General features: G+C 64.4%; 12 protein-coding genes and 1 pseudogene. 7 read left to right on the top strand and 6 right to left on the bottom strand.

From position 1 onward, the window contains the following. Nucleotides 1-95: 95 nt before the first annotated feature. From AB4120_RS05830 to AB4120_RS05810, 5 genes are all read left to right on the top strand, one after another. Nucleotides 96-575 (top strand): VOC family protein, encoded by a 480-nt coding sequence (locus AB4120_RS05830; RefSeq protein WP_149135991.1) that lies wholly within the window; start codon nt 96-98, stop codon nt 573-575. Continuing rightward, the gene (locus AB4120_RS05825; RefSeq protein WP_149135992.1) at nt 572-1,795 is read left to right on the top strand and encodes an FAD binding domain-containing protein; all 1,224 of its coding nucleotides are present in this window, start codon (nt 572-574) and stop codon (nt 1,793-1,795) included. Before AB4120_RS05830 ends, AB4120_RS05825 begins: the two co-directional genes overlap by 4 nt. 36 nt (nt 1,796-1,831) lie before the next feature. Next, a complete protein-coding gene (locus tag AB4120_RS05820; RefSeq protein WP_149135993.1) occupies nt 1,832-2,191 on the top strand; it encodes a DUF485 domain-containing protein in 360 nt (119 codons plus the stop codon). After that, a complete protein-coding gene (locus AB4120_RS05815) occupies nt 2,188-3,837 on the top strand; it encodes a cation acetate symporter (RefSeq protein ID WP_149135994.1) in 1,650 nt (549 codons plus the stop codon). The genes AB4120_RS05820 and AB4120_RS05815 overlap by 4 nt, the downstream gene beginning before the upstream one ends. Before the next feature lie 121 nt (nt 3,838-3,958). Next, nucleotides 3,959-4,633, top strand: coding sequence for a TetR/AcrR family transcriptional regulator (locus AB4120_RS05810; RefSeq protein ID WP_149135995.1), 675 nt, complete (start codon nt 3,959-3,961; stop codon nt 4,631-4,633). Here the strand turns inward: AB4120_RS05810 and AB4120_RS05805 are convergent, their stop codons facing one another. The 3 genes from AB4120_RS05805 to AB4120_RS05795 form a co-directional block, all read right to left on the bottom strand. Further along, nucleotides 4,634-6,070, bottom strand: a complete 1,437-nt coding sequence (locus AB4120_RS05805; protein WP_441641984.1) for an amidase family protein — start codon at nt 6,068-6,070, stop codon at nt 4,634-4,636. It lies immediately after the preceding gene. Then, the gene (locus AB4120_RS05800; RefSeq protein ID WP_187645149.1) at nt 6,067-6,987 is read right to left on the bottom strand and encodes an alpha/beta fold hydrolase; all 921 of its coding nucleotides are present in this window, start codon (nt 6,985-6,987) and stop codon (nt 6,067-6,069) included. Before AB4120_RS05800 ends, AB4120_RS05805 begins: the two co-directional genes overlap by 4 nt. Before the next feature lie 102 nt (nt 6,988-7,089). After that, complete coding sequence (locus AB4120_RS05795) at nt 7,090-7,698, bottom strand: TetR/AcrR family transcriptional regulator (protein WP_441641983.1); 609 nt, start codon at nt 7,696-7,698, stop codon at nt 7,090-7,092. On the opposite strand from AB4120_RS05795, the pseudogene AB4120_RS05790 reads away from it, so the two are divergent. Beyond that, nucleotides 7,671-7,889, top strand: a pseudogene (locus AB4120_RS05790) (SDR family NAD(P)-dependent oxidoreductase); the annotation flags it as partial. The gene AB4120_RS05795 and the pseudogene AB4120_RS05790 overlap by 28 nt on opposite strands. Before the next feature lie 100 nt (nt 7,890-7,989). On the opposite strand, the gene AB4120_RS05785 reads toward AB4120_RS05790, so the two are convergent. Together AB4120_RS05785 and AB4120_RS05780 are read right to left on the bottom strand one after the other, a co-directional pair. After that, a complete protein-coding gene (locus AB4120_RS05785) occupies nt 7,990-8,376 on the bottom strand; it encodes a hypothetical protein (RefSeq protein ID WP_149135998.1) in 387 nt (128 codons plus the stop codon). A 117-nt stretch (nt 8,377-8,493) separates the two neighbouring features. Next, nucleotides 8,494-9,495, bottom strand: a complete 1,002-nt coding sequence (locus AB4120_RS05780; RefSeq protein ID WP_149135999.1) for a hypothetical protein — start codon at nt 9,493-9,495, stop codon at nt 8,494-8,496. A gap of 447 nt (nt 9,496-9,942) precedes the next feature. On the opposite strand from AB4120_RS05780, the gene AB4120_RS05775 reads away from it, so the two are divergent. Then, a complete protein-coding gene (locus AB4120_RS05775; protein ID WP_441642018.1) occupies nt 9,943-10,881 on the top strand; it encodes a VirK/YbjX family protein in 939 nt (312 codons plus the stop codon). Between the two features lie 53 nt (nt 10,882-10,934). On the opposite strand, the gene katG is transcribed toward AB4120_RS05775, so the two are convergent. Beyond that, nucleotides 10,935-13,187, bottom strand: coding sequence for a catalase/peroxidase HPI (gene katG, locus AB4120_RS05770; protein ID WP_441641982.1), 2,253 nt, complete (start codon nt 13,185-13,187; stop codon nt 10,935-10,937). Nucleotides 13,188-13,282 lie beyond the last annotated feature (95 nt).

Genomic DNA, 13,282 nt, shown 5'->3' with positions numbered 1-13,282 from the left:
AAGTACCACCCTTCCCGCCCCTTGGCCTGCTGCGCCTTCCGCCCTATCATTTATCAATCGATCAATGATCGTTCGATAATTTAAAGGAGGCAACGATGGCACTGACCAAGCTTGCGCATTTTTCCATTCGCACCACTGACCTGGAACGGTCCTGCGCGTTCTACGAACGTGTGCTGGGCTTCCGGCGTGGCTACCGCCCCCCGTTCGACTTTCCCGGCGCCTGGCTCTATATGGGCGATGACGAACGTGATTACGGATGCGTCCACATCATTGGCGTCGATCCTGGCAATCCTGCGGGGCTGGCTGCCTACCTCGGCGACAAGTCCCTACCCGCGTCCGGTACCGGCGCGCTCGACCACATTGCCTTTCTTGCCACGGGGGTCGCGCAGATGTGGGACAACCTGCGCGCCGAGGGCATCCCCTGGCGCGACCGCACCGTGCCGAGCCTCGGCCTCCACCAGGTCTTCATCGAAGATCCTTCGGGGGTCACGATCGAGCTCAACTACCCAGCCGCCGAGGTGGCGGGCCTGCAGTTGCCGAATCCGGCGCAAGCTGCAACGGGAGCCGAGGCATGAAATCCGTACTGCAAAGGCAACCAAAAGCGATCGTCGTAGGCGGCTCGCTGGGTGGATTGTTTGCCGCCAGCATGCTTCAGCGCGAAGGCTGGGAGGTCGAGATCCTCGAGCGGACGCCGGAAGCATTGACCGGGCGGGGTGCCGGCATCGTCACGCATCCGGAACTGTTCGAGGCACTGGCGACCGTCGGCGTGGTGGTCGACGACACCATTGGCGTGCACGTCAATACCCGGGTCACGCTCGCACGCGACGGCGCCTTGGTATCGGATCGCCAGATGCCCCAGACACTGACGGCCTGGGGCAAGATGTATGACGTGCTGGGCAAAGCGTTTGCCGGAGCCTACCGCACCGGCGTCACCGTGACCGCTGTCGATTCTCATGCCGACCATGCGGTCGTCAGGCTGCAGGACGGCTCGACCCGTCGGGCCGACATGGTCATCGCCGCCGACGGCTTCCGCTCGGGGATACGCGAACAGCTACTGCCTTCGGTCGGCCTGGAGTACGCCGGATATGTTGCCTGGCGCGGTCTGGTCGATGAGGCAGAGATTACGTCCAACACGCACGCGGCCATCTTCGACAAGTTTGCCTTCTGCCTGCCCCCTCACGAGCAGATCCTTGGCTATCCGGTGGCGGGCGACGGCAACAGCATCGAGCCAGGTCGCCGCCGCTTCAACTTCGTGTGGTATCGCGCCACGCGCGAGGATGACGAACTTCCCGATCTGCTGACTGACGCTGCGGGCAAGTACTGGGCCAATGGCATTCCACCGGGCCTGATCCGCGCCGAGGTGCTCGACGACATGCAAAGCGCCGCGGCCGAGCTGCTGGCGCCGCAGTTCGCGGAGATCGTCAGGAAGACCAGGCAACCGCTCTTTCAGCCGATTTTCGATCTGAGCGTGCCCCGCATGGCCTTCGGCAGGATCGCGCTGCTCGGTGACGCCGCGTTCGTTGCACGCCCGCATTGCGGCATGGGGGTGACGAAAGCGGCCGGCGACGCCATCGCACTGGTCCGCGCGCTTGCCGGACATCCGTCTGTCGAAGCGGCGCTCGAGGCGTACAGCACCGAACGCGTACAGGTAGGCCGGGCGGTCGTCGAGCACGCACGCCATCTGGGTGCCTACATGCAGGCGCAGCTCAAGGGTGAACAGGATCGTGAGATGGCCGAACGCTATCGCACGCCCGAAGCGGTCATGCGCGAGACCGCCGTGTCACGGCGCTTCTGATCTGCGCCGGAAAACAAACATACCGGAGACAACATCATGCCCCAGGCAGCCGCCTATCCAGTCAATCTTGACCTCGCCGAAACGGACCCGCCCGTGGTCCCGCATCCCATCCTGAGCCAGCCAGGCTTCGAGCGCCTGCATCGCGCGCGCCGTCGTTTCTCCTGGTCGCTCACCGCAGCCATGCTGGTGGTCTACTTCGGCTTCATTCTCACCCTGGCCTTCCGCCCGGATCTGCTTGCCGTGCCGCTGACAGCCGGGCAGCCCATGAGCGTCGGCATACCCATCGGGTTCGGCATGTTCGCCTTCACTTTCGCACTGGTGGCCATCTATGTATATCGCAGCAATACCGTCTACGACAAGATGATCACGCAGATCCGCAAGGGAGACCAGCCATGAAGCGCTCGAAGATTGCAGCTACCCTCCTTCTTGTTCCGCTTGTTGCGGCGACTCCCGCCCTGGCAGCCACGCCACCGGTCGGCCAGGGCCTGAACCTGATCGCCATCGCCATGTTCGTCGCGTTCGTCGCCGCCACACTGGTCGTGACACGTTGGGCGGCCAAGCGCAACCACAGTGTGGCCGACCACTACGCTGCCGGCGGCAAGATCACGGCCATGCAAAATGGCTGGGCGATTGCCGGCGACTACATGTCTGCCGCGTCGCTGCTCGGCATTTCGGCGTTGGTCTTCACCAGCGGTTACGACGGCCTGATCTATTCAATCGGATTCCTGGCCAGTTGGCCGATCATCCTGTTCCTGATCGCGGAACCCCTGCGCAACCTCGGGCGCTACACGCTGGCCGATGTGCTGTCATACCGGCTCAGGCAGCGTCCCATCCGTGGCTTCTCGGCATTGAGCTCGATCGTGATCGTGCTGCTGTACCTGGTCTCCCAGATGGTCGGCGCTGGCAAACTCGTGGAACTCCTGTTCGGCTTCAGCTACACCTCGGCAGTGGTCCTGGTCGGCGTGCTGATGGTCGTCTACGTGTTCTTCGGGGGCATGCTGGCCACCACGTGGATCCAGATCATCAAGGCCGTCATGCTGCTGGCCGGTTGTGCATTCATGGCCTTCATGGTCATGCGCCACTTCGGCTTCAGCCTGAATACTCTCTTCGAGCACGCTATTACTGCCCACGGCAAGCACGACGCCATCATGCGCCCTGGCGGCCTGGTCTCCGATCCGGTGTCAGCCGTTTCGCTGGGCCTGGCGCTGATCTTCGGCACTGCCGGCCTGCCGCACATCCTGATGCGCTTCTTTACCGTCAGCAACGTCAAGGCTGCGCGCAAGAGCGTGCTCTACGCCACCGGCATCGTCGGCATGGGCTACGCCATGATCATCGTGATCGGCTTTGGCACCATCGCGCTGGTCGCCCAGGATCCGCTGTATCACAACAGCGCCGGTGCCGTGATTGGCGGGGTCAACATGGTGGCTGTGCATCTCGCGCATGCCGTGGGTGGAAACGTCTTCCTCGGTTTTATCTGCGCCGTAGCGTTCTCGACAATCCTGGCCGTGGTTGCCGGGCTGACACTGGCGGGCTCATCCGCGATCTCGCACGACCTCTATGCGACGGTGATCCGCCGGGGCAAGGCGTCCGACAAGGACGAGATGCGGGTGTCGCGTATGACTACGCTGGTGCTGGGTGTGCTGTCGATCCTGCTCGGCATCCTGTTCGAGAAGCAGACCATCGCCTTTATCGTCAGCCTGACATTTTCCATCGCCGCCAGCTCCAATTTTCCCGTGCTGCTGCTGTCGATCTACTGGCGAGGGCTGACCACGCGCGGCGCGGTGGTCGGTGGAATGCTCGGTCTGATCACGGCCGTGGTATTGACGATCCTGAGCCCGACCGTCTGGGTGCAGGTGCTGGGGCATGCCTCGGCCATCTATCCGTACGAATATCCGGCCCTGTTCTCCATGCTGGTGGCGTTTGCGGGCATCTACGTGTTCTCGGTGACCGACCGGTCGGCGCGGGGTGCGTGGGAACGCGCGGCGTATCAAAACCAGCGTGTGGATTGTGAGCTGGGTATCAGCAGCAAGACCGTTGGCTAGGGTTGCACCTTCCATCGGGAAGCGGGCGGCGCAGACCTTCTGCAGTCGCCCATCTTCCCATTTATCGGTCGATTGGTAGAATCCGGACATCATCGACATCGCATTGGCGAGAGAGAACGTCATGGACTCAGCTACTGGATCAACCACGGAAGAGGCTCCCGTCAAGTCTACGCGACGGCTGCTGCCCGAGGAACGCGAGAAGCAGATCGTCGAGAAGGCGATCGAGCATTTCACCCGAAACGGCTTTGGGGGCAGTACCCGGGAACTGGCCCGACAGATCGGTGTCACGCAACCCCTGCTTTATCGTTATTTCGAAAGCAAGGAGGCACTCATTGAGCGCGTGTACAACGAGGTCTTCCAATGGCGCCCTGACTGGGATCGGCAGATCACCGACCGTTCGATGCCTCTGGCGGAACGGCTCCATGCCTTTTACCTCGACTATTCGTCGGTGATCCTCCGCGAAGAATGGATCCGGCTATTCATCTTCGCCGGCCTGACTCACGAAGGCATCAACAAGAAATACCTCAGCAAGCTGCGCAGCAAGGTCTTCCTGCCTGTGCTGGCCGAAGTCAGGGACGCTTTCGGGATTGAGGCCCCGCGCAAAGCGGAAGAGACCGAGGCGGAAATCGAGATGATCTGGAGCCTGCACGCGGCCATCTTCTATATTGGCGTCCGCAAGTGGATCTACGGTCTCAAGGTGCCGACCGACATGGATGCCCTGATCCGTCAGAAGGTGGACATGTTCCTGCATGGCGCGCCGGCGGCAATACGCGCATTGCGCGCCAGCGCCGGATAGCTACAAAGCTGGATCGACAGGGAAAGGTCGGGAAGCAACAAGGTGCGGATCGATCGGAGCAGCCGGCGTGCCGCGCGCTTCGATCGCCTTCCCTGCCAGCAGGCACAAGTCCTCCCGGAAATGGCTGGCGACGATCTGTACGCCGACGGGCACCGAGTCCACCAGGTTCGTGGAAACGACGAGCCCCGGCAGCCCCATCGCTGGCAGCGCCCGCATGGTCAGCTGCGCTTCCCAGACCCGCTGGAAGCCCGCCTTGCCCTGCATGTCGAGTCCGTCCGGGAACGGTAGCTCTCCCGAGACGGGCAGCAGCAGCACCGGGTATCTGGCAAGGAATGCGCGCCAATGACGCGTCAGCGTGGTGCGGCGCACCAGGGCGCTGTTGACGACGTCAGCGGGCATCGCGCTGACCTTGGCACGCACGCCCTCGACCACGGCCCGCGCGCCGGGATCGCCATCCCGGGTAACCGCGTCGACGAGCGCAGGGAATCCGTCGCCGAGCCACAGTCGCTCCTGAACTTCGGCCGCATCACGGATCAGCGGCGTGTCGTCGATCTCTTCGACGGTCCAACCCGCGTCCACCAGCCGCCGCGCCGCATCAAGCAGCGCAGCTTCCACTTCCGGGGCGATCTCCATGCCACCGGGCCGTAGACAGAGCGCCGCCCGCAACGCCGTTTCGGGACCCCGCAGCGGCGCAGGCACCCACCAGGGATCGCGCACATCGGGCGCGGACATGGCCGTCAGCGCAACCTCAAGATCCTCCACCGTACGTGCCATGGGCCCTGTTGCGGACATCAACTGGGCACCGATCGGGCGCTCCGGCAAGGAGGCATTGAAAGCCGGCACCCTGCCAAACGACGGCCGCAGCCCGTGGATGCCGCATGCGTACGCCGGGTAGCGGATAGAGCCGCCGATATCGGTGCCCAGTGCGATACACCCAATCCCCGCGGTCACCGCCGCCGCCCCGCCACCGCTCGACCCTCCCGGGGTGAGCGTGGGATTGCGCGGATTGCGCGTATGACCATGGACGCGGTTGTCGGTAAACCAGCGCAGCGCGAACGTGGGCGAGTTGCTGCGGCCAAGCAGCACGGCGCCCGCGCGGGCAAGGTTGTCGACGGCCGGACTGTTGTGCTGCGCAACCAGTCCCTCCTGCAGACGTGTGCCGTTTGTCGTCGCGAAGCCCGCGTGATCGGTATTGATCTTTGTAGTGACGGGTACGCCCGCCAACGGTCCCGGGTCCTCACCGCGTGCCAGCGCCGCGTCAACGGCATCCGCCTGCGCCAGGACCGACTCCGGGCGATGTGCGACCACCGCGTTGATCAGCGGGTTAACGGCGTCGAGACGCTCGAGCGCAGACGTTGCTGCTTCGCGGGCAGACACCTCGCGACGCCGGATGCGCGAGGCCAGTTCAGTTGCCGATAGGCGCCATAGTTCAGTCACGATCCCTCCCTGCCATTCAAAGCGGAAAAAAGCAAACCAGCGCGGCTGGCGTTCTTGCCCACGAAGTAATTCGCCATCACGTCGATGAACGCCGCCGGCGTCTCGGAGAACGGAAAGTGGCCCGCCTCATCGAACTCCACCAGCACCGCGCCCGGGATGCCGCGCGCAATGGCGCGGCTGGCGCGGGGCGGACACACCCAGTCGTACTTGCCAACCAGCACGAGGGTTCGGGCGGCCACCCCACCCAGCAGAGGCCGCAAGTCGTATGACGGCGCAATGACCGTCATGAAATGCCGCATCATGTCGACTGAAGCGATGCTGAGCGCGGTGAGCGCCGGGGGCACGTCCATGTGCGCTGGCGCCGCATAATAGGGGCCCACCTCGCGAAAGAATGCCTCGACGCTTTCGGCGGTAATGTCGCCGGAAAACACGCGGGCCGCCACCGCCATCGTTTCGGGCCCGGCGCGCGAGGCCAGCGTTGGCGCTGGTTCTTCGCTGTCGTCCATGATCGGCTGCACGGTTGGCGAACTGCCGCAAAGGACCAGCCCCCGTACCAGCGCCGGATGGCGCAGCGCCAAATGCATGGCGACGAAGCCGCCGGCCGAATGGCCAAACACGTGCACCCGCCCCACGCCGAGATACGCGCACAACGCCGCGACATCATCGGCCATCTGTTCGAGCGTGCAGGTCTCCAGCGGCGGGCGCCCCGAGCGCCCTTGCCCACGGAGATCGACATAGATCAGTTGCGCTTGATCGCGCAGCGCGGACAATCCCGGCTTCAGGTAGCCATGGTCAAAGCCAAGGCCGCCGTGGATCACCACCAGCACCGGCTTTTGCACCAGTGCGCCCTGCTCCGGGCGAAACCCCTCGCCATCCACGTCAAAGAAGAGCTCGGTGCCGTTAAGCGTGGCCTGCATGCGCATCCTCACAGTCGTTGCTGATAGACGTACACAGCTTGACGATTATCGACACATCATCTTGTCGGGATAGACCGGATTATTTGCAATTGCATCGAGATGCTATGCCGGCAGCGTGATGCCGGCCAACAAACAGAAAATCCCTTCCAGCTGCCTGGCCAGGTCCTCCGGATCCGCTTCGGTCAGCCCTGTCATCTCTACCACCTGACGCATGAGTTGAACGCCCGCAATCACGGCCAGCAGCATGGCGGCGCGTTGGCTGGCCTGGGGGCCGGGTAGCCGCGCGGCCAGCGGCTGCGCGAAAACCTGCTCGAACTTGTCGCGCAGAATCGCCGAAGCCTTGGGGTTGTTTGCCGTACGCAGCAGGATCAGGAAGCCATCCATGGGCGTGGCGTCGGGCATGGTCCGCGTCACCAAACCGCGCGCCAGTTCCCTGCAGAATGCCTGCATGGCGGATCGATTGTCCATGACCTCCGCCGTCACGATGCCGGGCGCGGCCAGCACCGTATCCACCACCTCCTCGAACAGCTGGTCAATCGATCCGAAGTATCGATTGACCAGCATCGCCGTCACGCCGGCCGCCTCGGCGATCTCCCGGACCCCCACGTCGTAGCCCGATGCCGTGAACGCCTGCCGAGCGGCATCCAGGATGCTCTGGCGAGTCGCCGTGCCCTTCTTGCCCAGTGGCCGGCGCCGATGCCGTCGCCACACAGGCCCGCGAAGGCGGCGCTGTCGACATCCTGGTCAACAATGCCGGCCGCTACGAGCATAACTGGACGACTGCGCTGCCCGACCAATGGACCGAGACCTTCGAGGCCAATGTCCTGTCTGCCGTGCGGATGATCCAGCGCTTTGTCCCGGGGATGCGCGAGCGCGGCTGGGGCCGCGTGATCCAGATCGGTGGCGGCCTGGCTGGCCAACCCGGGGCGGGTCTGCCGGACTACAACGCGTCGACGGCGGCACGATCCGCTCGGTATCGTGAGACTCCCCTTACCGCCTCCCCTAATCGCCCTTCGGCAGCGCAGATCCCTTCCGCCGCCGGGATGGCTTTGGCTCCACGCCCACGCGCGCATCCCGCTCCAGCACGCGTGCCACCAGCCAGTCGGCGCTCTCCTCGAACGCCGGATCGGCCTGGGGCACATAGAGCCATTTGCCGAGTACCGGGTGCGGCCGCAACGCCGGCATGTCCGCTATCAGGGCGGCGTGGTGCTCCTGCGAGGTGCACACCAGCAGTCCGTTCCATGGGTCGTCGCGGTCCGCTGCGATCAGGCACAGGTTCCCGTCTAGATAGGCGGCATCGCTGCCGAACATCCGTTTGCGGATGTAGCTGGGGTCCCGCTCGAATGCATCGAAAATCCAGACAAGCGAGTTGCGGACGGCAGTTGGCATTGGCGTGGGATTTGAGGCGGGCAGGTTTGCCCCGCATAGGCTACCTGAGAATCACCGGGCGGTGATCAGGCTCCCCGTCGCGGGGAGCCCTGCTACGCGTGCGTCTTCAGCGGACGATCAACGGAGGTTCGTCAGCACCTGCGTGTACGTCGTCATGTACGTCGGATTCGAGAAGCCGGCCGCGTACGAATAGTTCGACTGCCACTTGACGATGCGGCCCAGCTCCGGCGCCCACCAGCCAAGGATCGTCTCCTTGTAGGTAGCGTTGCCGGTGTTGCCATTGGGCAGCTGGATATCGTTCGAGTTGGTGTACGTCACCGTGAAGGCGATGCGCAGCGCGTTGAACGTGCCGGCAGGCGTCGTGACGCTTTCATACGCCTGCACATTGCCGACCACCGCGCCCTTTTCGGCGTAACCCATCTGGCAGGCGTAGTTCCACGACCCGGTCCAGCTCTTGCCCACGTACAGCGGCATGTCGTAGAGCGCGCGCTTGGGCGAATACGTGCACACATTGCCATTGGTGTACGTGCGCGACAGGCGGTTGCGATCCAGATCCTGCACGTAGCTGGTGTCCGGGGCGCTTGTGTCCGCGTTGGCGCTGGTGATCGTCGCCAGCCCGTTATTCACGGCCGCCACGGTGTAGGCCAGGTTCTCGACGGTCGAGGTGCCATTGAAACGGACTTGCGTCTCCGCGAACGTCGCCACCTGGCCCACCGTGTACGGCCCGGCGTTGTAGCGCTGCGGCGCCACGGCGATCTTCAGCGTGAACACCTTGGACGGATCGCTGACCAGCGTCGCCGTCAGGTTGATGGAATCGCCGGTGGGGCTGACCAGATTGCCGGACCACTGGGTCTCGGTCAGCACCTGGTTGGTAACCGTCGTCTTGTCGCTCGTAATCACAGCCTGCCAGCGCACCGGCTGGCTGGTTTGCAGACGAATAAAGTCGCTCGACTGCACGCTCAGCGTCGTACTACCCCCGGCGCCGACGCTGGTGCCCTGCGTGGCGCTGCCGGTGGCGCTCACGTTAAGCGTGCTGCCACCATCGCCATCACCGCCACCACAGGCGGCCAGAACCCCGGCCAGCATGACGCAGGCCACCAGATTTCCCATCCTCTTCATGGATTTCCCCAAAAATTGCTTTGATTTTTCGACTTCTTGGACCCTCGGCATTCCTATGCTGGAATGCGCGGCGGCGAGGATTCTAACGCCATGTGTCTGTTTTATGTCTCTTACGACACATCCCTCTGAAGGAGGATGGCCGTTCCTCCGGGTACTCCCCTGTCAACCGGGAATATTTCAAAGCGTTACGAAATATTACGAGCTGGCCCACACACCCCGCACGACAACAAAAAAGTGACGGGCTAGCCATACCTGGCGCCCCTTTTGGGCGTTTGCGGACAGGGAAAGCCATATGCGTAGCCAGTTCCCATCGAAGGAACGGCACGTGAATCAGGGGAGCGTTAAGTCGTGCAAAGATCATTTTTGACACTGCGGGGGCTTTCCCAAGCCCGCGCGGGGGGACGTTTTGAGCATTTGCCGGGCCGGTATCTGAAATATTTGACTGCCGTGGCCTCGGTGTCATCGTTCTGTTATCCGCTAGGCAGCCGCAAATGGCTGTCGCGGCGGCTGCGGCTGTTGGCGGCGGCCACTGTGCGGGGCAGTGCCGCACGACTGTGGCTTGGCGCGGCGGCGTCCTGCGCGCTGTTGCAGCGCGTGGCCGCCGCCCGGCCGCTGGTGCTGGAGAAGCCGTTCCGGCCGCTCGGTGCGCTGGGCCTGTGTTTCTACGAACGCGCCCGGCTGTTGATCGAGCACTACGCGGTCATGGCCGCCATGGTGCCGGCCTGCGTCTGCGACCGTATCTATATGTCAGGCGGCATGACCTGGACTTCGCCGGATGGCGGCTACCAGTTGCGCCTGGCCGATCCCGGCCCCAATCCCAAGGAAGGCGAACTTGCGTTCTACTGGATCGACCGGGAAGCCGGCATCTGTCTGGCGCAGCTGAGTTTCTACCTGCGCCAGGGGCCGGCCGGCCCCGAGGTGTTCATCGGCGGCTTGCAGGGCACGATGGGCGAAACCGCCCGGGAGCGCATTCGCATTGCCACGCGCGCCTGCGAAGGCCTGCGGCCCAAGGACGTCGTCATGGAAGCGCTGCTGGCCCTGGCCAGCCATGTCGGCGCGCGCCGCGTGACGGCGGTGTCGCGCGCGAATCACGTTGGCCGCCAGCGCCATACGCCGCGCGAGATCCAGTCCGACTACGAAGGATTCTGGATGGAGTATCACGGCGCGCCCAACGCCGCCGGCAATATCGAGGTCCCGGTGCGACAGCCCGAGCGCGACATCACCGAGATCGCCTCGAAAAAGCGCTCCGCCTGGCGCCGCAAGCAGGCGCTGGCGCAAACGGTGCGGGGGGCGGTCAACCAGTGGCTCGATGTGGATGGTGCCGAGGCCGCCAACACGGCGGAGGGGGCTGAGCCCATGGATCTCGCCATGAGCGTGGCAGCCTGAAGCGGGGCGCGGGGCGCCGGACCCTCGTCCGGCGCCCTTCCCGCCTGACTGCCTTACTTCTTCAGATCAAACCGGTCCAGGTTCATCACCTTGACCCACGCCGCCACGAAGTCCTTGGCGAACTTCTCCTTGCCGTCCTCGCTGGCGTAGACCTCCGCCAGCGCCCGCAGCTGCGAGTGCGAGCCGAACACCAGATCCACCCGCGAGCCGGTCCAGCGGACCTTGCCGGACTTGTCGCTGCCCTCGAACACATTGCGTGACACGGGCTTCCACTGCACGCCCATATCCAGCAGGTTGCGGAAGAAGTCGTTGGTCAGCGTTTCCGGGCGATCGGTCAACACGCCGTGGGCATCCTTGCCGCTATGCACCTTCAACACGCGCAGCCCGCCGATCAGCGCCGTCATTTCCGGGGCGGTCAGGGTCAGCAGCTGCGCCTTGTCGATCAGCATGGCTTCCGCCGGCGCCTGCACCTTGGGGTCGAGGTAGTTGCGGAAGCCATCGGCCTTCGGCTCCAGGGCGCCCACCGACTCGACGTCGGTCTTGTCCTGCGACGCATCCATGCGGCCCGGCGTGAACGGCACGGTCAGTTTCTGGCCGCCCGCCTCCGCCGCCTTCTCGATGCCGGCGCTGCCCGCCAGCACGATCAGGTCCGCCATCGAGATCTTCTTGCCGCCCGACTGCGCACCGTTGAACGCGCCCTGGATGCCTTCCAGCGTCTTCAGCACCTTGCCGAGCTGATCCGGGTTGTTGGCCGGCCAGTCCTTCTGCGGCGCCAGGCGGATACGCGCCCCGTTGGCGCCGCCGCGCTTGTCCGAGCCGCGGAAGGTCGACGCCGACGCCCAGGCCGTGGATACCAGTTCCGAGACCGACAGCCCCGAAGCCAGGATCTTCTGCTTGAGCCCCGCCACGTCCTGGTCATTGACCAGCGGATGGTCCACCGGCGGGATCGGGTCCTGCCAGAGCAGTTCCTCGGCCGGAACTTCCGGGCCGAGATAGCGCGCGCGCGGGCCCATGTCCCGATGGGTCAGCTTGAACCAAGCACGGGCGAAGGCATCGGCAAACGCCTGCGGGTCGTCCTTGAAACGCCGCGAGATCTTCTCGTAGATGGGATCGAAGCGCAGCGACAGATCCGTGGTCAGCATCGTCGGCTTGAGCTTCCTGGCCGGGTCGTAGGCGTGCGGCACCGTCTCCGGCGCGTCCTTGGCGATCCACTGGTTGGCGCCGGCCGGGCTCTTGGTCAACTCGTACTCGAAGTTGAACAGGTTCTCGAAGAAACTGTTCCCCCACTTCGTCGGCGTATTCGACCAGGTGACTTCCAGGCCGCTGGTGATGGTGTCCGGGCCGCAGCCAGTGCCGAACTTGTTGCGCCAGCCCAGGCCCTGCAGTTCCAGTTCGGCAGACTCCGGTTCGTCGCCCACGTTCTCGGGGTGCGCGGCGCCGTGGGTCTTGCCGAAGCTGTGGCCGCCGGCGATCAGCGCCACGGTTTCCTCGTCATCCATGGCCATCCGGCCGAAGGTATCGCGGATGTCGTACGCGGCGGCGATCGGGTCCGGATTGCCGTCCGGCCCTTCCGGGTTCACATAGATCAAACCCATCTGCACCGCGCCGAGCGGATTCTCCAGGTAGCGGCCGGGGTCGGTCCGGCTGACTTCCTGGCCGTGCTTCTGCACGTCGGCCACCAGCACGCCGCCATCGTCATCCTTGCCCGCCGCGCCCTTGCCATAGCGGACATCGCCGCCCAGCCAGGTCTTTTCATTCCCCCAATACACGTCCTGGTCCGGTTCCCAGGTATCTTCGCGGCCCCCGGCGAAGCCGAAGGTCTTGAATCCCATGCTTTCCAGGGCGACGTTACCCGCCAGGATCATCAGGTCCGCCCACGAAATCTTCTGTCCGTATTTCTGCTTGATCGGCCAGAGCAGCCGGCGCGCCTTGTCCAGGCTCACGTTGTCCGGCCAGCTGTTGAGCGGGGCGAACCGTTGCTGGCCACGCCCGCCACCCCCCCGGCCATCGCCGATGCGGTAGGTGCCGGCGCTGTGCCAGGCCATGCGGATGAACAACCCGCCGTAGTGGCCGAAGTCCGCGGGCCACCAGTCCTGCGAGTCGGTCATGAGTGCCGTCAGGTCTTGCTTGACCGCGGCGAGGTCGAGGCTCTTGAACGCCTCGGCATAGTTGAAGCTCTTGTCCAGTGGATTGGACTTGTCCGAGTGCTGGCTGAGCAGATCCAGCCGCAACTGCTGGGGCCACCAGTCCTTGTTGGTGGTGCCGCCTCCGGCGGCATGGTTGAAGGGACACTTTTCGTAAGACATGCGATCTCCTTTGGGGGGTACCCAACGCTAGTTCTAGTCTTTCCGCGTCGACGCTTCCACGTGGGCCTGCCTCGGCAAGCCTGCCGCACACAAAA

It is taken from the genome of Cupriavidus sp. 2KB_3, assembly GCF_052115685.1.
Taxonomy (GTDB): domain Bacteria; phylum Pseudomonadota; class Gammaproteobacteria; order Burkholderiales; family Burkholderiaceae; genus Cupriavidus; species Cupriavidus campinensis.
The sequence above is the reverse complement of the archived record's forward strand: the minus strand, read 5'-3'. Positions and strand labels throughout refer to the sequence as shown.